Genomic DNA, 22,237 nt, shown 5'->3' on the forward strand with positions numbered 1-22,237 from the left:
CGCTGGTCTTGTTGTCGAGCACCAGGTCGCCCCGGTCGGTGATCAGGGTCAGCACGGCGTGGCCCTCGCCCTTCTCGTCGATCACCACGGTCATGCGCATCGCCCGCCGCGGCAGGCCGGCCTCGGCCAGCATGTGGCGCTTGAGCAGCTGGAAGTCCTCGCAGTCGCCGATGCCGTCCTCGGCCAGGTCCCAGCGGTCGGCCACGTGCAGGTGGTCCTGGTCGGTCATCGGCTCGATCGCCTTGTTGACCCGCCGGTTCACCGACACGATCGTCGCCCAGGTCGCCGGCGTCAGGCTGATCCGGGCCGGCTCGCCCCGGTCCAGCGCGCACTCCGCCGCGTAATTCTGACAGAACGTCACCCACGCCGCGATCGGCTTGGCGTCGCCCAGGATCTTGGCGCCCACGTCCGCGGGCAGGCTCGCCAGCGTCTGCGCCTGAACCGGAGCGGCGAGGCCGAGCAGCGTCGCCGCTCCGACCAGCATCCCCCGAACCGTCCTGAGAAGCGCCGCGCCCATCGAACCCGTCCCCGTTGTTGAGGACAGGATTGCGCCGCAGAGCCTCCGCGGCGCTGAAGCGGATGCGCGCAATTTTACCGATCCGCCGGCGCGGGCCCGCTCACGCGCGACAGCGTCGACGGGAGACTTGAGAACCCCTGTAAATCGGCGGCTTCGGCTTCGGAAACCGGAAACCTTGAGGGTTCGTCACCCGGGGACCCGAGCCTTCAGGAGCGCCGCCGCCATCGCGGGCGCAGCGGGGCGCGCCAGGACTGCGCTAGGCCGACCGATGTCGCGCTGCCCTGTGTCGCCTCGCTGCGCCCGCGATCACAAGGTGGAAACGCTCAGCCCGCCGTCTGGTCGAGCTTGCGCTCGGCCTCGCCCTTCAGCTCCGGGAAGTCCGCCTGCGTGTAGGCGCGGCCCCGGTGCGGGTCCTCGGTGATGCCCTCGTGCTCCAGGCGGCGCAGCTGCACCCGCCGGATCTTGCCCGAGATCGTCTTGGGCAGATCGGTGACGAATTCGAGCCCGCGCAGGCGCTTGAAGGTCGCGAGCCGGGCGTTGGTGAAGCGGAAGATGTCGAGCGCCGTCTCGGGTCCGGGGCTCGCTCCGGCCACCAGGGACACGTAGGCCTTCGGGATGGTGTGACGCATCGGGTCGGGCACCGGCACCACCGCCGCCTCGGCCACGGCCGGGTGCTCGATCAGCACGCTCTCCAGCTCGAAGGGGCTGATCCGGTAGCCCGACGACTTGAACACGTCGTCGGCGCGGCCGACGAAGGTGTAGCAGCCCTGCTCGTCCACGAAGGCGACGTCGCCGGTGTGGTAGAGGTCGCCGGCCGCGCCCGACAGGTTGCCCTGGCCGTCGTCGTAGCCCTGCATCAGGCCGGCGGGCCGGTGGGCCCCGAGTTCGAGGCAGACCTCGCCCTCGGTGGCCGGCTGACCGTCGAGGTCGAGGACGCGCACCCGGTAGCCCGGGAGAGGCCGGCCCAGGGCGCCCGGCACCACCGGCTGCCCCGGCGTGTTGGCCATGAGCGCGGTGGTCTCGGTCTGGCCGTAGCCGTCGCGGATCGTGAGGCCCCAGGCGCTCTTCACGCGCTCGATCACCTCGGGATTCAGGGGCTCGCCCGCCGCGCAGACCTCGCGCAGGGCGAGCCGCTTCCCGGACAAGTCCTCCTGGATGATCATCCGCCAGACGGTCGGCGGCGCGCAGAGCGTGGTGGCGCCGGTGCGCTCCAGCTGCGCCAGCAGCGCGGCCGCGTTGAACGGCGCCTGGTTGATCACCAGGATCGTCGCGCCGGCATTCCAGGGCGCGAAGAACGAGGACCACGCGTGCTTCGCCCAGCCCGGCGAGGAGACGTTGCAGTGCACGTCCCCCGGCTGCAGCCCGAGCCAGTACATGGTCGAGAGCGCGCCCACCGGGTAGGAGCGGTGGCTGTGGCGCACCAGCTTCGGCTTCGCCGTGGTGCCGGAGGTGAAGTAGAGGAGCAGCGGGTCGTCGGCGGCGGTCGGGGCGTCCGGCGCGAAGCTGTCCGAGGCCGTGAAGGCGTCGTCGTAGGCCGCCCAGCCCTCCGTCGGAGCCCCGATGACGAGGCGAACGGCGCCGCCCGTGTCGAGGCCGGCGAACCGTGCGATCTGCTCCGGCCCGGCCACGATCGCCCGCGGGCGGCCGCGGGCGAGGCGGTCGGCGAGCTCGTCGGCGGTGAGCAGCGTGGTCGCCGGGATGACCACGGCGCCGAGCTTCATCGCGGCCAGCATGGTCTCCCACAGGGCCGGCACGTTGCCGAGCAGAAGGAGCAGGTGGTCACCGCGCTTCAGGCCGAGCTGACGCAGGTGGTTGGCCACCTGATTGGACCGTGCCGCGAGCTCGCCGAAGCTGAGGCTCTGCTCGGCCCCGCTGCCAGCCTCGACGATCCGCAGGGCGGCGCGGTCGCGGCTCTCGGGGCCGGCGAGGACGGCGTCGAACCAGTCGAGCGCCCAGTTGAACGGCACCGGGTCCGGCCACGCGAAGGCCGCGACGGCGGCGGCGTAGTCGGTGCGATGGGCCAGCAGAAGGTCGCGGGCCTCCCGGAAGCTCGGCATGGTCGTTCCCCCTCGTCCTCGTTGACCGATCCCGACCCGGCGTCTTCAGGCCGGGATCAGATCCTCACCGGCCTCGCCCTGCGCGAGACGCTGAACCATGGCGGCGTGGAAGTCGCGGATCTGCCCGGCAATCGCCCCAACACTGCGGTCGTTGCGGGCGAAATCGTCGGCGTTCAGCGCGATCAGGCCGGCCGTGTAGCCGGCCTCGTTGTGTTCGAACGGATCCGCGTAGAGCCATGCCCACCAATCGCGGGGCGGGATCAGGCTGGCGCCGGGCTTGACCCGCAGCGCCGCCAGGAAACGGAAATGGCGCGTCAGCTCTTTCCGCCAGACCGACCGCGTCCGTTGGGGCACGAAGGCGAGCAGCTTCACGAGGTGCTCGTTGATGGTCTCCTCGCGCCCGCGCGCCTTCTGGGCGACGATTGCGCGCGGGAAGGCCATCTCGAACCGGACTTCGTCGTGGTCCAGCACATCCATCGCCTGGTCCCCGCTCAGGTGTTCTCGAACCGGGGCGGCCGCTTCTCTACGAAGGCGGCCATACCCTCCTTCTGGTCCTTGGTGGCGAACATGGCGTGGAACACCCGCCGCTCGAACCGGATGCCCTCGGTCAGCGTGGTCTCGTAGGACCGGTTGACCGCCTCCTTGGTCATCATCGCGATCGGCAGCGACATCGACGCGATGGTCTCGGCCGCCTTCAGTGCCTCGTCGAGGAGCTGGTCGGCCGCGATCACGCGCGAGACGAGGCCGGCACGCTCGGCCTCGGCGGCGTCCATCATCCGCCCGGTCAGGCACATCTCCATGGCCTTGGCCTTGCCGACGAAGCGGGTCAGCCGCTGGCTGCCGCCGATCCCCGGCATCACGCCGAGCTTGATCTCGGGCTGGCCGAACTGCGCCGTGTCGGCCGCCAGGATGATGTCGCACATCATGGCGAGTTCGCAGCCACCGCCGAGCGCGTAGCCCGCCACCGCGGCGATGATCGGCTTGCGCACGGCGACGAACCGGTCCCAGTCGGCGAACCGGTCGCCGGAATACATCTCCGCGTAGGTGGCGTGCTGCATCTCCTTGATGTCGGCGCCGGCCGCGAAGGCCTTCGCCGAGCCGGTGAGGACGATGCAGCCGATCCCCGGATCCGCATCCGCCTCGGTCGCCGCCCGGATCACCTCGCGGGTGAGCTGCGCGTTGAGGGCGTTCAGGGCCTTCGGCCGGTTGAGGGTGATCAGCAGGACGCGCCCGCGCGTCTCCGTCAGGATCGTCTCGTACGTGTCGCTCACGACTCGCCTCCCTGCCCGCGGAGCATACGGATGATCGCGGAAAAGTCCTCTCCCCCGTGGCCCGCGCCCTCGAACAGGCCGTAGATCTGCGCGGCCTCCGCGCCCAGCGGCGTCGCCGCCCCCGCGGCGATGGCGGCGGCCTGGGCGAGTCGGAGGTCCTTGAGCATCAGCGCGGCGGCGAAGCCCGGCTTGTAGCCGTTGTTGGCCGGCGAGGTCGGCACCGGGCCCGGCACCGGGCAGTAGGTGGTCAGTGACCAGCACTGACCCGAGGAGACCGAGGCCACGTCGTAGAGCGCCTGGTGCGACAGGCCGAGCTTCTCGCCGAGCGCGAAGGCCTCGCTGACGCCGATCATCGAGATGCCGAGGATCATGTTGTTGCAGATCTTGGCCGCCTGCCCGGCGCCGGCATCGCCGCAATGGAACACGTTCTTGCCCATCACCTTCAGCAGCGGCTCGGCCTTGGCGAAGGCGGCCGCGGCGCCGCCGGCCATGAAAGTCAGCGTCCCGGCCTTCGCGCCGCCGGTGCCGCCGGAGACCGGCGCGTCCACCGACAGGCAGCCCTGCGCCTCGGCGAGGGCGTGGGCCTTGCGGGCGCTCTCGACGTCGACCGTGGAGGAATCGATCAGGAGCGTGCCAGCGGGCAGGGCCTCGGCGAGCTGCGTCCAGACCTCGACCACGTGCCGCCCGGCGGGCAGCATGGTGATGACGGCGTCCGCCCCTTGGGCCGCCTCCAGGGCCGAGCCGGTGACAGCGACGCCTCCGGCGCGCGCCGCCTCCAGCGAGGCCGGCACCAGGTCGAAGCCGCGCACGGTGTGGCCCGCCTTCACGAGGTTGGCCGCCATGGGCCCGCCCATGTTGCCGAGACCGATGAACCCGATGGTCTGCGCCATCCTGCTTCTCCCTTGATTGCTGTCGTTCGCGTCTTCCACCCGCGTCCTCATCCTGAAGTGACCGGGACGCGGGTCTCGAAGGAGGGCTCCAGGAATCACGGCGGCTTCTGGAGCCCTCCTTCGAGGCCTACGCTACGCTTCGGCACCTCAGGATGAGGGTGTGGGTGGGAACGAGCGACGCGTCATCACACCGGCCCCGTGCGCGATTCCGAAAAAACCGGCTCCGCCCGCTTCTCCAGCCAGCGGGCGATCCGCGCCGGATCGACCGCGTCGAGGGTCGGTGGGTTCCAGCGCGGGCTCTTGTCCTTGTCGATCACCGCGGCGCGGATGCCTTCGCGGAAATCGCCCTCCGCCAGCAGCGCCAGCGAGGCGTGGAACTCGCGCTCCAGGCAGGCTTCCAGGTTCGGCGCGCCGCGGCCGAGCCGCAGGAGGCACAGCGTCAGGACGAGGCTCGACGGCGCCTTGGTCAGGAGCGTCGCCCGGGTCGCGGCGGCGAAGTCCGAGCCGTCCGCCGCCAGGGCCGACAGGATCTCGTCCACCATGTCGAAGGCGAAGCAGCGGTCGATCACCGCCCGGTGCGCGGCGAGCGGTGCCGGCTCCGGATCACGGGCGAGCCGTGCGATCGCGTCCCGCACGCCCGCCTGCCCGGCATCCGGGTCGAGCGCCACGAGGGCGTCGATCAGGTCAGGCAGACCCGCGGAGGGCACCAGGGCGTCGGCCAGCCGGCAGAAGATCGCGTCGGCGGCGCCGACCGGCTCGCCGGTCAGGCCGAGATAGGTGCCGAGTTCCCCGGGCGCGCGCGGCAGCAGCCACGTTCCGCCGACATCCGGCAGGTAGCCGATGCCGGTCTCCGGCATGGCGACGCGGGAACGCTCGGTGACGATCCGGTGCGTGGCGTGGCCCGCGAGCCCGACACCCCCGCCCATGGTGATGCCGTCCATGACCGCCACGAAGGGCTTCTCGTAGGCCGCGATGCGCGCATCGAGCCTGTACTCGTCCCGCCAGAAGGTCTCGGCGAAGGCGGTGTCGGGGCTGTTGTAGAGGGAGCGCAGGTCGCCGCCGGCGCACAGGCCGCGCTCGCCCTCCCCGGTGAGCAGCACCGCGGCGATGCCCGGATCGGCCGAGAACCGGTCGAGCGCCCGGTCGATCTCGCCGACCATGCCGTGGGTCAGGGCATTGAGGGCCTTCGGCCGGTTGAGCCGCAGTCGGCCCAGGGCGCCGACCCGCTCGACGATCACGTCGCTCATCGGCGCCCCCCGGTCAGCCCGCGGGCGATGATCAGCCGCATGATCTCGTTGGTCCCCTCGAGGATCTGGTGCACGCGCAGGTCGCGGACGATCTTCTCCACGCCGTACTCGGCGAGGTAGCCGTAGCCGCCGTGAAGCTGGAGCGCCTGGTTGGCGACCTCGAAGGCCGCGTCGGTGACGTGGCGCTTGGCCATCGCGCAGAGCTGGGTCGCGGCCGGGTCCTTGGCGTCGAGCGCGGCGGCCGCGTGCCGCAGGAAGGTGCGCGACACCTCCAGGCTCGTCGCCATGTCGGCGAGCCGGAACTGCAGCGCCTGGAAGTCGGTGAGCCTCGCCCCGAAGGCGCGGCGGTCGCCCATGTAGGCGAGCGCCTTGTCGAGGGCCGCCTGCGCGCCGCCCAGCGAGCAGGCGGCGATGTTCAGCCGGCCGCCGTCGAGGCCGCTCATGGCGATCTTGAAGCCCTGGCCCTCGGCGCCGAGGCGGTTGCCCACCGGCACGCGGCATCCGTCGAAGCGCACCGCGCGGGTCGGCTGGGCGTTCCAGCCCATCTTGCGCTCGTCGGCCCCGAAGGACAGGCCGGGCGTGCCCTTCTCGACCACGATCGCGGAGATCCCCGCCGGGCCGGCCTCGCCGGTGCGGACCATGCAGACGTAGAGGTCGCTGGCGCCGGCGCCCGAGATGAACTGCTTCTCGCCGGAGAGCACGTAATGGTCGCCGTCCCGCTCGGCGCGGGTGCGGAGCGCCGCGGCGTCGGAGCCCGAGCCCGGCTCGGTGAGGCAGTAGCTGGCGATCCGCTCCATGCCCATGAGCGATGGCAGCCAGCGGCGGCGCTGATCCTCGTCGCCGTAGGCGTCGATCATCCAGGCGCACATGTTGTGGATCGACAGGAACGCCGCCACGGTCGGGCAGCCGGTGCTGAGCGCCTCGAAGATCAGCGTCGCGTCGAGGCGCGACAGGCCGGAACCGCCGACATCCTCGCGGACGTAGATGCCCGCCATGCCGAGGGCGGCCGCTTCCCGCAGGGTCTCGACCGGGAAGGTCTTGTCGCGGTCCCAGTCGAGGGCGTGCGGCGCGATGTGCTCGGCCGCGAAGCCGAGGGCCATCTCGCGGATCGCGGTCCGGTCCTCGTCGAGCCCGAAACTCATGGGCGTGGCTCCAAAGGTCCAAACGGGCGTTTTCCCCCTCTCCCTTGCGGGGAGGGTTCAGGGATGGGGGTGGTTCAGGCTCGAGCGTGCCGGTGCCTTCTGCACCACCCCCACCTCCGGCTCCTCCCCACAAGGGGGAGGAGAGAAAAAGCGGCGCTACCGCATCGTCGGGATGGAGAATTCCGCCCCGCTCTTGATGCCGCTCGGCCAGCGCTGCGTCACGGTCTTGGTCTTGGTGTAGAAGCGGATCGAGTCCGGCCCGTGCTGGTTCAGGTCGCCGAAGCCCGAGCGCTTCCAGCCGCCGAAGGTGTGGTAGGCGATCGGGACCGGGATCGGCACGTTCACGCCGACCATGCCGACGTTCACCCGGGCGGTGAAGTCGCGGGCCGCGTCGCCGTCCTGGGTGAAAATCGCGACGCCGTTGCCGTACTGGTGGGTCGAGGGCAGCGCCAAAGCCTCCTCGTAATCCTTGGCCCGCACCACCGAGAGCACCGGGCCGAAGATCTCTTCCTTGTAGATCGTCATGTCGGGCGTCACGCGGTCGAACAGCGAGCCGCCCATGTAGAAGCCGTTCTCGTAGCCCTGGAGCTTGAAGCCGCGGCCGTCGACGGCGAGTTGCGCGCCCTCGGCGACGCCCTTGTCGATGTAGCTCGCGACCTTCTGAACGGCCTCCCGGGTGACGAGCGGGCCGTAATCGGCCGAGCCGTCGTGCGAGGGACCGATCTTGAGCGACTCGACCCGCGGGACCAGCTTCTCCATCAGGCGGTCGGCGGTCTGCTCGCCCACCGGCACCGCCACCGAGATGGCCATGCAGCGCTCGCCGGCCGAGCCGTAGCCGGCGCCGATCAGCGCGTCGACCGCCTGGCCCATATCGGCGTCCGGCATGATGATCATGTGGTTCTTGGCGCCGCCGAAGCACTGGGCGCGCTTCCCCGTCTCGGCGGCGCGCACGTAGATGTACTCGGCGATGTGCGAGGAGCCGACGAAGCCCACCGCCTTGATGTCCTCGTCGTCGAGGATCGCGTCGACCGCCTCCTTGTCGCCGTTGACGACGTTGAGGATGCCCGGCGGCAGGCCCGCCTCCAGGAAGATCTCGGCGATACGGATCGGCACGCTCGGGTCGCGCTCGGACGGCTTCAGGATGAAGGCGTTGCCGCAGGCGATGGCCGGGGCGCATTTCCACAGCGGGATCATGGCCGGGAAGTTGAACGGCGTGATGCCGGCGACGACACCCAGCGGCTGGCGCAGGGAGTAGACGTCGATCCCGGGACCCGCCCCTTCCGTGTACTCGCCCTTGAGCAGGTGCGGGATGCCGCAGGCGAACTCCACGACCTCGACGCCGCGCTGGATGTCGCCCTTGGCGTCCGGCACGGTCTTGCCGTGCTCGGAGGCCAGCAGCTCGGCCAGCGAATCGTTCTCGCCGCGGATGAGCTCGAGGAAGCGCATCATCACGCGGGCGCGCTTCTGCGGATTGGTCGCCGCCCAGGCCGGCTGGGCCGCTGCGGCGTTCTCGACCGCGGCGCGCATCTCGGCCTTGCTGGCGAGCGCGACCTTGGCCTGCACCTCGCCGGTCGAGGGGTGGAACACGTCGGCGAACCGCCCGCTCTCGCCGCCGACGTTCCGGCCGCCGATGTAATGCCCGATCGTGCGCATGCGCGCCTCCCTGTGATGTGGCGTTCGATTTTGGCGCACCCTATCAGGATCGCTTGAGCGATAAAGCCGGATGCGCTTACAGCCGTCGTGCATCGATGCACAGCGAGGGTGCGATCATGGCCAGGACGGGGCCCAACTGGGACGACCTCCGCTTCTTCCTCGCCGTGGCGCGGACCGGAACGCTGAGCGCCGCCGGGACCCGTACCGGCACCGAGCACACCACCGTCGGGCGCCGGATCCGCGCCCTGGAGGAAGGGCTCGGCGCCCGGCTGTTCCACCGCAGCAACCTCGGCTACGCGCTCACCGAGGATGGCGCGAACCTGCTCGGCGTCGCCGAGGCCATGGAGAGCGCGTTCCTGTCGGCGAGCGCCGCCACGGAGGCCGCCCAGGCGGTCTCCGGCACGGTGCGGATCGGCGCGCCGGACGGGTTCGGCAGCGTATTCCTGGCCCCCCGGATGCACCGGCTCACCGCGCGCCATCCGGGGCTGGAGGTGGAGATCATGGCGACCGCCCGGATCTTCAGCCTGTCGAAGCGCGAGGCCGACATCGTCATCAGCCTGTCCGGCCCGCAGCAGGCGCGGGTGGTGGCGCGCCGGCTGACCGATTACCGGCTGCTCGTCTACGCGGCCGAAGCCTACCTCGCCGGGACCGGGCCGATCGCGGAGGTCGGAGATCTCTCGGGGCATGCCTTCGTCGGCTACATCGAGGACATGCTGTTCACGCGCGAGCTGAACTATCTCGGCGCCCTGGGCCCGCCGGTCTCGGCGCGTCTGCGCTCCACGAACCTCCTGGCCCAGGTCCACGCGACGCTCGGCGGCGCAGGCCTCTGCGTGCTGCCGGCCTTCATCGCGGCGGCCCATCCGGGGCTCGTGCCGGTGCTGCCCGGAGCGGTGTCCCTGACCCGCTCGTTCCACATGCACATCCACGAGGATCACCGGAAGGCCGCCCATATCCGCGCCGTGGCGGGCTTCATCGCGGGCGAGGTGGAGGCCGCCGCCGCGCTCTTCGCCGGGCCGGCAGTGTAAGCACCGGCAGTTTCGCCCGGCGGGCGCAGGTCCTAAGATCGTCGTTCCGGCGCACCAGCAGAGGCGCCGGGTGGGAGAAGCAAGAGTATGGTCGCCTCGATCGCCCTGCCCCGGCTGATGCGCGTCGGCGCCGGCGCCTCGCGGCTCCTGCCGGAGGTGCTCGGCCAGCTCGGCCTGTCGCGGCCCTTCGTAGTCACCGATCCCTATCTCGCCGGCAGCGGCCGCACCGACACGCTGCTCGAGCGCCTCACCAAGGCGGGCGCGAAGGCCACGATCTTCTCCGAGACCGTGCCGGACCCGACCGTGGCGTCCGTGGAGGCGGCGCTGGCGGCCCTCCAAGCGGGCGATTTCGACTGCGTGGTCGGCTTCGGCGGCGGCAGCCCCATGGACACCGCCAAGGCGGTGGCGGTGCTCGCCCGCCACGGCGGCCACATGCGCGACTACAAGGCGCCGCGCCAGCAGGACGAGCCCGGCCTGCCGATCGTGGCGATCCCGACCACCGCCGGCACCGGCTCGGAGGCGACCCGCTTCACCATCGTGACCGACGAGGCCTCGGACGAGAAGATGCTCTGCATCGGCCTCGCCTACCTGCCGGTGGCGGCCCTGGTCGATTACGAGCTGACGCTCACCAAGCCGAAGCGGCTCACCGCCGATACCGGCATCGACGCCCTGACCCACGCGATCGAGGCCTACGTCTCGCGCAAGTCGAACCTGTTCTCGGACGGGCTGGCGCTGCAGGCGATGCGGTTGATCGCCCCGAACCTGCGCCGGGTCTGGACCGATCCGGGCGACCGGGCGGCCCGCGAGGCTATGATGCTCGGCGCGACCCAGGCCGGCATCGCCTTCTCGAACGCCTCCGTGGCGCTCGTCCACGGCATGAGCCGGCCGATCGGCGCCCATTTCCACGTGGCCCACGGGCTCTCGAACGCGATGCTGCTGCCGGCGGTCACGGCCTTCTCGGCCCCGGCCGCGATCGACCGCTACGCCGCCTGCGCCCGCGCCATGAAGATCGCCGGCCCGGACACCGACGACCGCTCCGCGGTGTCGGCCCTGGTGGCCGAGCTCGAGGCGCTGAACGACGACCTCGACGTGCCGGGACCGCGGGAATACGGCATCGACCCGGCCCGCTGGGAGGCGCTGCTGCCCACCATGGCGGCCCAGGCGCTGGCCTCCGGCTCCCCCGCCAACAACCCGGTGGAGCCCAGCGCCGACGAGATCGTGGCCCTGTACCGGCGCGTCTGGGCGGGGTGATACCCTCTCGAAGTAGAGCACATCCTGAGACGGGACATTCGACCCGCCGCCGTCTGTGCGAGCGGAGCGAAGCAATCCAGGGACGCGCCGCCCCGGGTCGCTGCGCTGCGCTCGCGATGACGGGGTGAGACCTACTTCGCCGCCGTCAGCGGGCAGCCGCTCTCGGCCGGGGAGGCGAAGGCCTCCTTACCGGGGATCGTCGAGATCAGCTTGTAGAGGTCCCACGGACCCTTCGACTCGGCCGGCTTCTTGACCTCGAACAGGTACATGTCGTGGACCATGCGGCCGTTCGGCTGCACGATCCCGCCATGGGCGAAGACGTCGTCCACCGGCAGCTCCTTGAGCTTGGCGTTGACCGCGTCGGTCTCGTCGGTGCCGGCCGCCTTGACGGCCTTCAGGTAGGACAGGACCGCCGAGTAGGTGCCGGCCTGGATCATGTTGGGCATCCGGCCGGTGCGCTTCATGTAGCGCTGGCCGAAGGCGCGGGTCTCGTCGTTGGCGTCCCAGTACCAGCCCTCGGTGAGCGTCAGGCCCTGGGCGACCTTGAGGCCGAGCCCGTGCACCTCCGAGAGGGTGAACAGCAGCGCCGCGAGCTTCTGGCCGCCCTCGACGATGCCGTACTCGGCCGCCTGCTTGATCGCGTTCGAGGTGTCGAGGCCGGCATTGGCGAGCCCGATCACCTTGGCCTTCGAGCCCTGCGCCTGGAGCAGGAACGACGAGAAGTCCTGGTTCGAGAGCGGGTGCCGGACGCTGCCCAGCACCTTGCCGCCGTTGGCGAGCACGACCTTGCTGGTGTCGGCCTCCAGCGCCGAGCCGAAGGCGTAGTCGGCGGTGAGGAAGAACCACGTGTTGCCGCCCGCCCGGGTCAGCGCGCCGCCGGTGCCCACCGCCAGCGCCCGCGTGTCGAACGCCCAATGGTAGCCGTAGGGCGAGCACGCCTTGCCGGTGAGGTCGCTGGTCGCGGCCCCGGTGGTGATGGTGATCTTCTTCTTCTCCTTGGACAGGCCCTGGACCGCCAGCGCCACCGAGGAGGTGGTCAGCTCCATGATCGCGTCGACATTGTCGCGGTCGTACCATTGCCGGGCGATCGCCGAGGCGATGTCGGGCTTGTTCTGGTGGTCGGCCGTAAGGATCTCGATCGGCACGCTGCCGATCTTGCCGCCCATGTCCTCCACCGCCATCCGGGCGGCCTCGACCGAGCCCTGGCCGCCGTACTCGGCGTAGAGGCCGGACTGGTCGTTGAGGACGCCGATCCGTATGGCGTTGTCCGAGAAGCTTCCCTGCGCGGCCGCCGGAGCGGAGCCGAGCGCGGTCCCCGCGAGAGCGGCCGCCATCACCGCGCCGCCGATTGTCCTGATCATGTCTCCCCCCGGTTCACCCGAGTGCCCGCTTCTGAGGCGGTTCCGGCGGCACGATAGGGGACGACCCGGCGCCGCGCCACGGCCGAGGTCGGGGGGGAGCTGAAGGATTCCGCGGATTGTGACGCGGTTCCGATCGACCCGTTTCCGGACCGGCGACAACGGCAGAGGTTATAATACCTTAACCATAATTACACGAATCCCCGCGCAGGTTCCCGTCATGGACGGCAATCCGGCCGTCTCCGGCGCGTGGCGATGCGATGAACCCAGCCCGTTTCGCCGTCCTCGGAATCGCCCTCGCGGCGGGCACCGGGGCGGCCTTCCTGATGAGCGGCGGCGATCCGCCACCGCCGCCACCGCCGCCGACGGCCGAGGCGCCGCCGCAGCCGACGACCGACGTGCTCGTGGCCGCCATCGACATGCCCATGGGCCAGGTGCTCCGGGCCGCGGACCTGCGCTGGCAGCCCTGGCCGGACGGCGCCGTGGCCAACGGCTACATGACCCGCAAGATCAACCCCAAGGCCCTCGAGGAGACCGTCGGTGCGTCCGTGCGCTCGGGCTTCCTGACGGGCGAGCCGATCCGCGCGCAGAAGCTGGTGCGCCCGGAGAGCGGGTTCATGGCGGCGATCCTGCCGCCCGGCATGCGCGCGGTCGCCATCGTCACCGACAGCCGCGGAACCAACTCGGCCGGCGGCTTCATCCTGCCGAACGACCGTGTCGACGTGATCCGCACCTTCCGCGACGAGTCCAATTCGCGGGCCAACAACAGCGACGTGCAGCTCTCCCAGACGATCCTCACCGACATCCGCGTCCTGGCGATCGGTCAGCTGGTCCAAGAGAAGAACGGCACCAACGTCGTCACCGGCGAGACCGCGACGCTGGCCGTGACGCCCGCACAGGCCGAGACCCTGGCGCTCGCCCAGAAGGTCGGCGCCCTGACGCTCTCCCTGCGCAGCCTCGCCGATGCCGGGCTGCCGCCGGAAGCCGTACCGCTGGCCGACGCGTCCGCCGCGCAGATGCCCGAACCCGCCCTGACCGTGGTGCGCTTCGGCGTCGCGCGGCAGCAGACGCCGTGACCGCCATGACCGCTTCGCTGTCCCTCACGCGCCCGACGCGGCGCCCCGACCGCGGCCCGCGCCGTTGCTCGGCCGGCGCCCTCGCGCTGCTCGTCGCCCTGACCGGGCCGGCCTCTTCCCAGGACCGCCAGACCTTCGGCCCGGCGCCGATCCTCACGGTCGGAGCCGCGGAAGCGAGCTCGACCCGGCGGGTCGAGCTGACCGCGGGCCGGTCCGTCATCGTCGACCTGCCGCGGGACGCCAAGGAGGTGTTCGTGGCCAACCCCGCGGTGGCCAACGCCGTGGTCCGCTCGACCCGCAAGGTCTTCGTGATCGGCATGGCGGACGGCGCGACCTCGATCTTCATCATGGATGCCGAGGGCCGCCAGATTGCCGCCCTCGACGTGACGGTGGCGCGGGACCTGAACCTCGGGACCCTGCGCGAGCTGCTCAACCAGAGCATCCCGGGCGGACGCTTCGACGTGCGCTCCTCGGGCGCCTCGGTGCTCCTGTCGGGAGCGGTCAACTCCTCGGCGGACGCGCAGCAGGCGATCGACATCGCCAACGCCTTCGTCGGCCTTGGCGGCGCCGGGGCCGCGGGAGCGGCGGGCGCGGCCAGCGGCGGCGTCGCCGCCGGCTCGCGGGGCGCGGTGATCAACAACCTCACGATCCGCAACAAGGACCAGGTGATGCTCCGCGTCACCGTGGTGGAGGTGTCCCGCAACGTCCTGAAGCAGTTCGGGATCAACATGGCCGGCAACTGGTCGGCTCTGAACCCGGTCGGAAACCTGGGGCAGACGCTCGTGAACGGCGGCACCGCGGCGGCCACGCAGGTCCCGGCGTACATCCCGAATGTTATCACCAACAACCTGCCCTTCCCGATCAACACGAACACGCCGACCGGGAATCTGGTCCAGGCCTCCGTGCAGGGGGGCGGCTTCTCGCTCCAGGCGACCCTGAAGGCGTTCGAGCAGGCCGGCGTCTCGCGCATCCTGGCGGAGCCAACGCTGACCGCCATCTCGGGCGAGGCCGCCAAGTTCCTGGCCGGCGGCGAGTTCGCGGTGCCGGCCTCGGCAACCTGCGCCGTCGGCGGCGTCTGCTCGCCCGGCATCACATACAAGCCCTACGGCGTCGCCCTGTCGTTCACACCGACGGTGTTGGCCGACAACCGGATCTCGATCCGCGTCGCCACGGACGTGACCGAGATCGATACGCAGCAGAGCTTCAACTATGTGATCGGCAACACCTCGGTCGCAGTGCCGGGCACCCGGGTGCGCCGCTCCGAGACCACCGTCGAGCTGCCCTCCGGCGGTGTGATGATGACTGCCGGCCTGATCCAGCAGTTCAACAAGCAGGCGATCGCCGGCCTGCCCGGCCTGATCAACCTCCCGATCCTCGGCGCGCTGTTCCGCTCCCGCGACTACCAGCGCCAGGAGACCGAGCTGATGATCATGTGCACGCCCTACATCGCCCGGCCGATGGAGGCGAAGCAGGTCAGCCGGCCCGACGACAACTTCGTCGACTCCAGCGACGGCCAAGCCGTGCTGCTCGGCCAGATCAACCGCATCTACGGCAAGGTCGCCCCGCCGGGCGCGGCCGCCGCGGCGCCGCTCGGCCGCACCTACCGCGGCCGCGTCGGCTTCATCGTCGAGTAGCGCCCCGCCGCGCCTCCCAGGATCGGACCCATGACCGGACCCACGACCGGACGTCACCCGCCCGCACTGCCGCGCCGCGCCGCGAGCGTGCTCGCCGCCTGCGCTCTCTCCGCCCTCGCGGCGGCCTGCAAGACCGATCCCGTCACGACTGGCGGCATCGACGTCACGGATTACCGCGCGCGCCACCCGATCGTGCTGACCGACGGGCCCCGCAGCCTCGACGTGTTCCCGACCGGCACGGGCCATCTGGACCCGCGCCAGGCGACCGATGTCGACGCCTTCATGCTGGAGTACCGGCGCTACGGCCGCGGAACCCTTCTGATGCAGGTGCCCCAGGGCGTCCCGCCCGACCAGGTCGCCGCCGTGCAGCGGACGGCCTCGGTTCTCGGCCGGCTCGGCACGCAGAACGGCGTCAACGCCCGCGAGATCGCCGTCAGCGGCTACACGGTGGCGGCGCCGACCCTCGCCGCGCCGATCCGGCTGAGCTTCCAGCGCATGCAGGCCAAGGTGGCCGACGCCTGCGGCCTCTGGCCTCAGGACCTCGGGGCCGGCAATTTCGCGACCGACTACAACAACCGGCCGAGCTGGAACCTGGGCTGCGCCATGCAGTCCAACGTCGCCGCGCAGGTCGCCGACCCGGTCGACCTCGTGCGCGGCCGGCCCGAGGGCCGCATCGACACGGTCAAGCGCGTCCGGGACATTGGCCAGTTGCGGGACGGCAAGGATCCGTCAACCACATGGCGGCAAGATGGTCAGACCGCCGTGAAGGCCCAGGTCACGAACTGAGACAGCCGGCGCCGGGGATGGGCAGCCCCGCCGCCGATCGCAACGCCGCACCCCGCACGCGAACCCGAAAGCGCCGTCATGGCAGAGCTGTCCGAGACAACCGAGCGCACGATCGCCCCGGTGCCCCGGATCACCATCCAGGCCTTCTGCGAGACCGGCGAGACCGCGGCGATGATCGAGGGCGCGGCCCTCGACCGGCGCATGCAGAAGGCGCAGGTCAAGGTCCGGATGGGCGGCGGGGCCGCGGCGATCGAGGCGTACCGGCACGCGCCGACGCCCAACGTCATCGTCCTCGAGATCCAGGGCGCGCGCTCGCGGCCGATCGAGTGCCTCGACGCCCTGGCCGAGGTCTGCGACGAGGGGACCCGCGTCCTGGTGATCGGTCACGTCAACGACGTGATGCTTTACCGCCAGCTGATCCAGCGCGGGGTGTCCGATTACCTGATGGCGCCGGTCGAGCCCCTGACGCTCATCGCGGCGATCTCCGACCTGTTCACGGCCCCGGGCGTCAAGCCGGTGGGCCGGACCGTGGCGGTCTACGGCGTCAAGGGCGGCATCGGCGCCTCGACCGTGGCGCATAATTTCGCGTGGTCGGTGGCCCGGGGCCAGGGCGTCCAGACGGTGATCGCCGATCTCGACATCGCCTTCGGCACCGCCTCGCTCAACTTCAACCAGGACCCGCCCCAGGGCATCGCCGAGGCGGTGTTCGCCCCCGAGCGGCTGGACTCCGCCCTCGTCGAGCGGCTGCTGTCCAAGTGCAGCGACAACCTGAGCCTGCTCTCGGCCCCGGCGAGCCTCGACCGGACCATCGACCTGTCCGAGCCGGCCTTCGACACCCTGATCGAGCACATGCGGGCGAGCGTCCCGTGCGTGGTCCTCGACATCCCCCACCAGTGGAACGCGTGGACGAAGCGCGTCCTCACGGCGGCCGACGAGATCCTGATCGTGACCGGGCCCGACCTCGCCTGCCTGCGCAACGCCAAGAACCTCCTCTGCGCGCTGAAGCACGGTCGCCCGAACGACCAGCCGCCCCGCATCGTGCTGAACGGCGTCGGCGTGCCCAAGCGCCCCGAGATCGGCACCGCCGAGTTCGCCAAGGCCCTGGAGGCGCCGGTGGCCCTGACGATCCCGTTCGAGCCGACCCTGTTCGGCACGGCCGCCAACAACGGCCAGATGATCGCCGAGATCCAGGCGGGCTCGAAGGTGGCGGAGCTGTTCAACGACCTGGCGGCCATGACCCTCGGACGTCCCGAGAGCCGGCGGGGCCGTCCGAGCCTGCTGGAGCCGCTGCTCGCCAAGCTTTCCGGCCGCAAGGCATCCTGATGCGGACGCGATCCCTCACCCGGCCGGTGCCGCGGGTCAGCGTCGGGGCTCTGACCCATGTTCGGTAGGCGACAGTCCGGCGGCGCGTCGGCGCCGCCCCCGCCGATGCCGCAGATGCGGACCCCGGCCCCGGCCACGCCGGTGCTGCGCGACGCGCCGGCGCCCGCGCCGGCCCAGCGCCCGGCGCCGGCGGCCCCGGTCGTCGTCGAGACCGCGCGCTCGGAGGATTACTACCGCACCAAGAGCCTGATCTTCGGCGCCCTGATCGAGGCGATCGACCTGACGCAGCTCTCGCGCCTCGACGCCGAGACCGCGCGCGAGGAGATCCGCGACATCGTCACGGAGATCATCGGGCTCAAGAACATCGTCCTGTCGATCTCCGAGCAGGAGGAACTGCTCGACGACATCTGCAACGACGTGCTGGGCTACGGCCCGCTGGAGCCGCTGCTCGCCCGCGACGACATCGCCGACATCATGGTCAACGGCGCCCACCGGACCTTCATCGAGGTCAACGGCAAGATCCAGCTGACCAGCGTGCGGTTCCGCGACAACCAGCAGCTGATGAACATCTGCCAGCGCATCGTCAGCCAGGTCGGCCGGCGCGTCGACGACGCCTCGCCGATCTGCGACGCGCGCCTGCCGGACGGGTCCCGCGTCAACGTGATCGCGCCGCCCCTCGCCATCGACGGCCCAGCGCTCACGATCCGCAAGTTCAAGAAGGACAAGCTGACCCTGGAGCAGCTCGTGCGCTTCGGGGCGATCTCGCCCGAGGGCGCCGAGGTCCTCAAGATCATCGGCCAGTCGCGCTGCAACGTGGTCATCTCGGGCGGCACGGGCTCCGGCAAGACCACGCTGCTCAACTGCCTAACCGCCTTCATCGAGCACGACGAGCGGGTCATCACCTGCGAGGACGCGGCCGAGCTGCAGCTCCAGCAGCCGCACGTCGTGCGCCTGGAGACGCGGCCGCCCAACATGGAGGGCCAGGGCCAGGTCACCATGCGCGACCTCGTCAAGAACTGCCTGCGCATGCGCCCGGAGCGGATCATCGTCGGCGAGGTGCGCGGACCGGAGGCCTTCGACCTGCTCCAGGCGATGAACACCGGCCACGACGGCTCCATGGGCACGCTCCACGCCAACAGCCCGCGCGAGTGCCTGTCGCGTATCGAATCGATGATCTCGATGGGCGGCTTCACCCTGCCGTCGCGGACTCTGCGCGAGATGATCTGCGGCTCGATCGACGTCGTGATCCAGGCGATGCGGCTGCGCGACGGCTCCCGGCGCATCACCCACATCACCGAGGTGCTCGGCATGGAGGGCGACGTCATCACCACCCAGGACGTGTTCCTCTACGACATCGTCGGCGAGGACGCGAACGGCAAGCTGATCGGGCGTCACCGCTCCACCGGCGTCGGCCGGCCGAAATTCTGGGAGCGCGCCCGCTACTACGGCCTCGAACAGCGGCTCGGCGAGGCGCTCGACGCCGCCGAGGTCGTCGACCGGAACTGAGCCGATGGCGGACGCCTCCAACCTGCCGATCGCCGCCGGCCTCGCCGGCATCGCGGTGGCCGCCATCGCCTACGTGGCGGTCCTGCCCCTGCTCGGCGGCGAGCGCCGGGCCACCAAGCGCCTGAAGACGATCAGCGTCTCCGCCTCGGGGGCGGCGACCCGGGGCGTCGCCGTCAACCGGCGCGAGCAGGTCGCCAAGACGCTGAGCGAGATCGAGGCGAAGGCCAAGGGCGCCTCGAAGGCCAGCGTGGAATTGAAGCTCGCCCGCGCCGGCCTCGGCTGGACGAAGCAGACCTTCTACGGGGTCTCGGCCCTGAGCGGGGTCGTCTTCGGGCTCCTGCTCTTCGTCATCACCGACAACGCCCTGGCGGCGCTCGGCGCCGCCTTCGCGGGCGGCTTCGGCCTGCCGGCCTACCTGCTGCGCCACCTGCGGCTCAAGCGCATCGCGAAGTTCAACAAGGAGCTGCCCAACGCCGTCGACGTGGTGGTCCGCGGCATCCGCACCGGCATCCCGGTGGGCGACTGCTTCCGCATGGTCTCGCGCGAGGCCGAGGAGCCGGTGCGCAGCGAGTTCCGGACCGTGGTGGAGACGCAGGCGATGGGCCTGTCCCTCGGCGAGGCCTGCACGCGGCTGTTCGAGCGCGTGCCCACCGCCGAGGTGAACTTCTTCGCCATCGTGATCAACATCCAGCAGCAGTCGGGCGGTAACCTCTCCGAGGCGCTGAACAACCTCTCCACGGTGCTGCGCGACCGCGCCAAGATGCGCGGCAAGGTCCAGGCGATGAGCATGGAGGCCAAGGCCTCGGCCTCGATCATCGCCTGCCTGCCCTTCGCTGTGGCGGGCATCACCGCGCTCACCAGCCCCGACTACATCTCGCTGCTCTGGACAACCGACACGGGCAAGATCGCCCTGGTCGGCGCGGCGATCTGGATGTCCATCGGCATCTTCACCATCAAGAAGATGATCGCCTTCGAGTTCTAGGCGCGGTGCGCCGTCTGCCGGATCCCGCCCGATGATCGACGCCATCGCCGAGAAGCTGTTCGATCCCCGCTTCATGGGTACGCTGCTGACCGCCGTCGCGGCGGCCGCGACCGCCTACGCGGTGGTGCAGCCCTTCCTGGAGACCGACCGCCTCGGCAAGCGGATGAAGCTCGTCAGCGACGAGCGCGAGCAGATCCGGCGGCGCGAGCGGCTGAGCGCGGAGCGGACCGGAAGCCGGGCGACGCTGCGCACGGAGCCGAAGGCCTACATGAAGTCGGTCGTCGAGAAGTACCAGCTGCGCCGCTGGCTCGGCACGGACACGGCCAAGCGCAAGCTGATGCAGGCAGGGTACCGCGGCCAGGGCGCGGAGACCGCCTTCCTGTTCTTCCGCCTCGTCGTGCCGGTCGCGGCTGTGATCGCGGCCCTGTTCTACCTGTTCGTGCTGGAGGTGCTCGACGCCTCGTACCTCATGCGGTTCGGGCTGGTGATCGGCGCGGCCTACATGGGCATCAAAGCGCCCGAGCTGTTCCTGGTGAACACCGCCAAGAAGCGCCAGACCGAGATCCGCAAGGCGTGGCCGGACGCCCTCGACCTCACGCTGATCTGCGTCGAATCCGGCATGGCGATCGAGAACGCGTTCCGGAAGGTGAGCACCGAGATCGCCACGTCCTCCGTCGTGCTGGCCGAGGAGCTCGCGCTGATGACCGCCGAGATGTCGTTCCTGCCCGACCGGCGTCAGGCCTACGAGAACCTCGTGATGCGCACCGGCCTCGAGCCGGTGAAGTCCGTGGCGACGGCGCTGATCCAGGCCGAGCGCTACGGCACGCCGGTCGGTCAGGCGCTGCGGGTTCTGAGCCAGGAGAGCCGCGACATGCGCATGAACGAGGCCGAGAAGAAGGCGGCCGGGCTGCCGCCGAAGCTCACCGTGCCGATGATCCTGTTCTTCCTGCCCGTGCTGTTCGTCGTCATCATCACCCCGGCGGTCATCCAGATCATGCGGACGCAGTGACGGCCGGGATGGCGCAAGGAGAGGCTCAGCGGATGCGGCCGGGGCGGGTCGGCTCGAACACGATGCGGCGGTGGTAGGCGCACCAGCTCTTGCCGTCGGACACGGGGGCGCCGCAGCAGACGGCGCGGTCGTTCGGCTCGCCGATGATGTACTTGCACACGAAGGCGCCGGACTGCGCGAAGGGCACGCGCAGGTCGGCCGACGGCTCCTCGACGGTCTCGGCGTCGCCGATCTGGGACATGCGGACGAGTTGATTCATGGTGTCGATCGGCTCAATAAGCATCCTGCACGGTGGGTCGGGCGCCCGGGCAGACAGGGAAGGTTTGAACGCATCTCGTTCAGGCGACGTCCCCGTATCGCGTCCGCGAGCGGAACGTCCGGGGCGGCCAACACGATGCCGGCCGGACGGCCGACGCGATTGGCGTCATCATGGTGTCGTAACTGGGGTTACGGCTCTTTAAAACAAGACCAGCCTGCGCTGGATGCATCGGACCACGGTGCGGGATGCGTAGCTCATCCGATCCGGCGCGCGCTCGATTGGCATTGGCGCGGCTGACGAATCCGCCCGAACGCCGCCGTCCCGCGGTGGCCCAGGCGTGCAACGCTGGGCGACCTGTGGTTCTGTGAGTCCGCAACGCGAACAGAGCCGGATCCGCCGACCATGGCCCAAGCGCCCCTCGTGTCACCCGAATGGCTGCACGACCGCCTCGCGGCCCCCGACATCGTCGTGCTCGACGCCTCCTGGTACCTCCCCGCAGCGGGCCGCGATCCCGAGGCCGAGTTCCGCACCGCCCACATACCCGGCGCCCGCCGCTTCGATCTCGACGCCATGAGCGACACCGAGTCGAACCTGCCGCACATGCTGCCACGGCCCGAGGTGTTCGCGGCGCGGATGCGCGCGCTCGGCGTCGGCGACGGCATGCAGATCGTCGTCTACGACGGGCAGGGGCTGTTCTCCGCCCCGCGTGTCTGGTGGATGCTCAAGGCCTTCGGCGTGCGCGACGCGCTGGTGCTGGACGGCGGCCTGCCGGCCTGGGTGGCGGCGGGCTACCCGACCGAGGAGGGCGACCCGCGTCAGCCCGAGCGGCGGCACTTCACCGCCCGCTTCGACCACGGCGCCGTGGCGGACGCGGACGACGTCGCCCGCGCCCTGGACAGCGGCTCGGCGCAGGTCGTCGACGCCCGCTCGGGGACGCGGTTCCGCGGCGAGGAGCCGGAGCCCCGCCCCGGCGTCCGGCCGGGGCACATGCCCGGCGCGCGCAACCTGCACTACGCGGCCCTCCAGCGCGACGGCCGGATGAAGAGCCCCGAGGAGTTGAAGGCGGTCTTCGCCGAGAACGGCGTCGATCCGGACCGGCCGATCGTGACCACCTGCGGCTCCGGCGTGACCGCTGCGATCATCGCGCTGGCGCTGGAGACCATGGGCCGCCCGGCGCGGGGGCTCTACGACGGCTCCTGGTCGGAATGGGGCGCCGACCCGGCCCGGGCGGTGGCGACGGGCGCGCCGTAG

General features: G+C 70.8%; 20 protein-coding genes. 10 read left to right on the plus strand and 10 right to left on the minus strand.

The genetic code is table 11. The features are described 5' to 3' along the window. The 8 genes from BLW78_RS25835 to BLW78_RS25870 form a co-directional block, all read right to left on the minus strand. Positions 1–484, minus strand: a 484-nt coding sequence (locus BLW78_RS25835; RefSeq protein ID WP_170855249.1) for a transglutaminase-like cysteine peptidase, incomplete at its 3' end; no start/stop codon positions are given. 356 nt (positions 485–840) lie between these two features. Beyond that, complete coding sequence (locus tag BLW78_RS25840) at positions 841–2,574, minus strand: AMP-binding protein (protein ID WP_091682981.1); 1,734 nt, start codon at positions 2,572–2,574, stop codon at positions 841–843. A 45-nt stretch (positions 2,575–2,619) separates the two neighbouring features. Beyond that, positions 2,620–3,051, minus strand: coding sequence for a hypothetical protein (locus BLW78_RS25845; RefSeq protein ID WP_091682983.1), 432 nt, complete (start codon positions 3,049–3,051; stop codon positions 2,620–2,622). 14 nt (positions 3,052–3,065) lie between these two features. Beyond that, complete coding sequence (locus BLW78_RS25850; RefSeq protein WP_020095657.1) at positions 3,066–3,845, minus strand: enoyl-CoA hydratase; 780 nt, start codon at positions 3,843–3,845, stop codon at positions 3,066–3,068. Beyond that, positions 3,842–4,735, minus strand: a complete 894-nt coding sequence (gene mmsB, locus BLW78_RS25855; RefSeq protein ID WP_091682984.1) for a 3-hydroxyisobutyrate dehydrogenase — start codon at positions 4,733–4,735, stop codon at positions 3,842–3,844. Before mmsB ends, BLW78_RS25850 begins: the two co-directional genes overlap by 4 nt. A gap of 185 nt (positions 4,736–4,920) precedes the next feature. Further along, on the minus strand, positions 4,921–5,982 hold the full coding sequence (locus tag BLW78_RS25860; protein WP_091682986.1) for an enoyl-CoA hydratase/isomerase family protein: 1,062 nt from the start codon (positions 5,980–5,982) through the stop codon (positions 4,921–4,923). After that, a complete protein-coding gene (locus tag BLW78_RS25865) occupies positions 5,979–7,124 on the minus strand; it encodes an isobutyryl-CoA dehydrogenase (RefSeq protein WP_091682987.1) in 1,146 nt (381 codons plus the stop codon). Before BLW78_RS25865 ends, BLW78_RS25860 begins: the two co-directional genes overlap by 4 nt. Before the next feature lie 156 nt (positions 7,125–7,280). After that, the gene (locus tag BLW78_RS25870; protein ID WP_020095653.1) at positions 7,281–8,777 is read right to left on the minus strand and encodes a CoA-acylating methylmalonate-semialdehyde dehydrogenase; all 1,497 of its coding nucleotides are present in this window, start codon (positions 8,775–8,777) and stop codon (positions 7,281–7,283) included. 116 nt (positions 8,778–8,893) lie between these two features. On the opposite strand from BLW78_RS25870, the gene BLW78_RS25875 reads away from it, so the two are divergent. Then, positions 8,894–9,802 carry a LysR family transcriptional regulator gene (locus tag BLW78_RS25875; RefSeq protein WP_244527060.1) on the plus strand — a complete coding sequence of 303 codons (909 nt, stop codon included), beginning with the start codon at positions 8,894–8,896 and terminating at the stop codon, positions 9,800–9,802. An 87-nt stretch (positions 9,803–9,889) separates the two neighbouring features. Further along, positions 9,890–11,053, plus strand: coding sequence for an iron-containing alcohol dehydrogenase (locus tag BLW78_RS25880; protein ID WP_091682990.1), 1,164 nt, complete (start codon positions 9,890–9,892; stop codon positions 11,051–11,053). Between the two features lie 131 nt (positions 11,054–11,184). Here the strand turns inward: BLW78_RS25880 and BLW78_RS25885 are convergent, their stop codons facing one another. Then, entirely contained in the window at positions 11,185–12,390 is a 1,206-nt protein-coding gene (locus BLW78_RS25885) for an ABC transporter substrate-binding protein (RefSeq protein ID WP_170855253.1), read from the minus strand. A gap of 281 nt (positions 12,391–12,671) precedes the next feature. Here BLW78_RS25885 and cpaB point away from each other — a divergent pair, with 281 nt between their 5' ends. The 7 genes from cpaB (at position 12,672) to BLW78_RS25920 (ending at position 20,727) form a co-directional block, all read left to right on the plus strand. Then, positions 12,672–13,487, plus strand: a complete 816-nt coding sequence (gene cpaB, locus BLW78_RS25890; RefSeq protein WP_020095649.1) for a Flp pilus assembly protein CpaB — start codon at positions 12,672–12,674, stop codon at positions 13,485–13,487. A gap of 5 nt (positions 13,488–13,492) precedes the next feature. Further along, positions 13,493–15,121: a type II and III secretion system protein family protein gene (locus tag BLW78_RS25895; RefSeq protein ID WP_020095648.1), complete on the plus strand. Its 1,629-nt coding sequence runs from the start codon at positions 13,493–13,495 to the stop codon at positions 15,119–15,121. Between the two features lie 30 nt (positions 15,122–15,151). Further along, positions 15,152–15,907 carry a CpaD family pilus assembly protein gene (locus tag BLW78_RS25900; protein WP_170855250.1) on the plus strand — a complete coding sequence of 252 codons (756 nt, stop codon included), beginning with the start codon at positions 15,152–15,154 and terminating at the stop codon, positions 15,905–15,907. A gap of 78 nt (positions 15,908–15,985) precedes the next feature. Further along, positions 15,986–17,230: a CpaE/TadZ family protein gene (locus BLW78_RS25905; protein WP_091682992.1), complete on the plus strand. Its 1,245-nt coding sequence runs from the start codon at positions 15,986–15,988 to the stop codon at positions 17,228–17,230. Between the two features lie 114 nt (positions 17,231–17,344). Then, positions 17,345–18,736, plus strand: coding sequence for a TadA family conjugal transfer-associated ATPase (locus BLW78_RS25910; RefSeq protein ID WP_020095645.1), 1,392 nt, complete (start codon positions 17,345–17,347; stop codon positions 18,734–18,736). A gap of 4 nt (positions 18,737–18,740) precedes the next feature. Then, the gene (locus tag BLW78_RS25915) at positions 18,741–19,718 is read left to right on the plus strand and encodes a type II secretion system F family protein (protein WP_020095644.1); all 978 of its coding nucleotides are present in this window, start codon (positions 18,741–18,743) and stop codon (positions 19,716–19,718) included. A 31-nt stretch (positions 19,719–19,749) separates the two neighbouring features. Continuing rightward, on the plus strand, positions 19,750–20,727 hold the full coding sequence (locus BLW78_RS25920; protein WP_091682994.1) for a type II secretion system F family protein: 978 nt from the start codon (positions 19,750–19,752) through the stop codon (positions 20,725–20,727). 25 nt (positions 20,728–20,752) lie between these two features. On the opposite strand, the gene BLW78_RS25925 is transcribed toward BLW78_RS25920, so the two are convergent. Then, the gene (locus BLW78_RS25925; RefSeq protein WP_012320730.1) at positions 20,753–21,010 is read right to left on the minus strand and encodes a GcrA family cell cycle regulator; all 258 of its coding nucleotides are present in this window, start codon (positions 21,008–21,010) and stop codon (positions 20,753–20,755) included. Positions 21,011–21,388: 378 nt separating this feature from the next. On the opposite strand from BLW78_RS25925, the gene sseA reads away from it, so the two are divergent. Continuing rightward, positions 21,389–22,237, plus strand: coding sequence for a 3-mercaptopyruvate sulfurtransferase (gene sseA / locus BLW78_RS25930; RefSeq protein ID WP_056526232.1), 849 nt, complete (start codon positions 21,389–21,391; stop codon positions 22,235–22,237).

It is taken from the genome of Methylobacterium sp. 275MFSha3.1, assembly GCF_900108435.1.
Lineage (GTDB): Bacteria > Pseudomonadota > Alphaproteobacteria > Rhizobiales > Beijerinckiaceae > Methylobacterium.

What these genes read in the sequence shown, in the direction of transcription:
- BLW78_RS25840 (WP_091682981.1), bottom strand. Translation starts at nt 2,574, where the DNA reads ATGCCGAGCTTCCGGGAGGCCCGCGACCTTCTGCTGGCCCATCGCACC.
- BLW78_RS25845 (WP_091682983.1), bottom strand. Translation starts at nt 3,051, where the DNA reads ATGGATGTGCTGGACCACGACGAAGTCCGGTTCGAGATGGCCTTCCCG.
- mmsB (WP_091682984.1), bottom strand. Translation starts at nt 4,735, where the DNA reads ATGGCGCAGACCATCGGGTTCATCGGTCTCGGCAACATGGGCGGGCCC.
- BLW78_RS25860 (WP_091682986.1), bottom strand. Translation starts at nt 5,982, where the DNA reads ATGAGCGACGTGATCGTCGAGCGGGTCGGCGCCCTGGGCCGACTGCGG.
- BLW78_RS25865 (WP_091682987.1), bottom strand. Translation starts at nt 7,124, where the DNA reads ATGAGTTTCGGGCTCGACGAGGACCGGACCGCGATCCGCGAGATGGCC.
- BLW78_RS25870 (WP_020095653.1), bottom strand. Translation starts at nt 8,777, where the DNA reads ATGCGCACGATCGGGCATTACATCGGCGGCCGGAACGTCGGCGGCGAG.
- BLW78_RS25875 (WP_244527060.1), top strand. Translation starts at nt 8,894, where the DNA reads ATGGCCAGGACGGGGCCCAACTGGGACGACCTCCGCTTCTTCCTCGCC.
- BLW78_RS25880 (WP_091682990.1), top strand. Translation starts at nt 9,890, where the DNA reads ATGGTCGCCTCGATCGCCCTGCCCCGGCTGATGCGCGTCGGCGCCGGC.
- cpaB (WP_020095649.1), top strand. Translation starts at nt 12,672, where the DNA reads ATGAACCCAGCCCGTTTCGCCGTCCTCGGAATCGCCCTCGCGGCGGGC.
- BLW78_RS25895 (WP_020095648.1), top strand. Translation starts at nt 13,493, where the DNA reads ATGACCGCTTCGCTGTCCCTCACGCGCCCGACGCGGCGCCCCGACCGC.
- BLW78_RS25900 (WP_170855250.1), top strand. Translation starts at nt 15,152, where the DNA reads ATGACCGGACCCACGACCGGACGTCACCCGCCCGCACTGCCGCGCCGC.
- BLW78_RS25905 (WP_091682992.1), top strand. Translation starts at nt 15,986, where the DNA reads ATGGCAGAGCTGTCCGAGACAACCGAGCGCACGATCGCCCCGGTGCCC.
- BLW78_RS25910 (WP_020095645.1), top strand. Translation starts at nt 17,345, where the DNA reads ATGCGGACCCCGGCCCCGGCCACGCCGGTGCTGCGCGACGCGCCGGCG.
- BLW78_RS25915 (WP_020095644.1), top strand. Translation starts at nt 18,741, where the DNA reads ATGGCGGACGCCTCCAACCTGCCGATCGCCGCCGGCCTCGCCGGCATC.
- BLW78_RS25920 (WP_091682994.1), top strand. Translation starts at nt 19,750, where the DNA reads ATGATCGACGCCATCGCCGAGAAGCTGTTCGATCCCCGCTTCATGGGT.
- BLW78_RS25925 (WP_012320730.1), bottom strand. Translation starts at nt 21,010, where the DNA reads ATGCTTATTGAGCCGATCGACACCATGAATCAACTCGTCCGCATGTCC.
- sseA (WP_056526232.1), top strand. Translation starts at nt 21,389, where the DNA reads ATGGCCCAAGCGCCCCTCGTGTCACCCGAATGGCTGCACGACCGCCTC.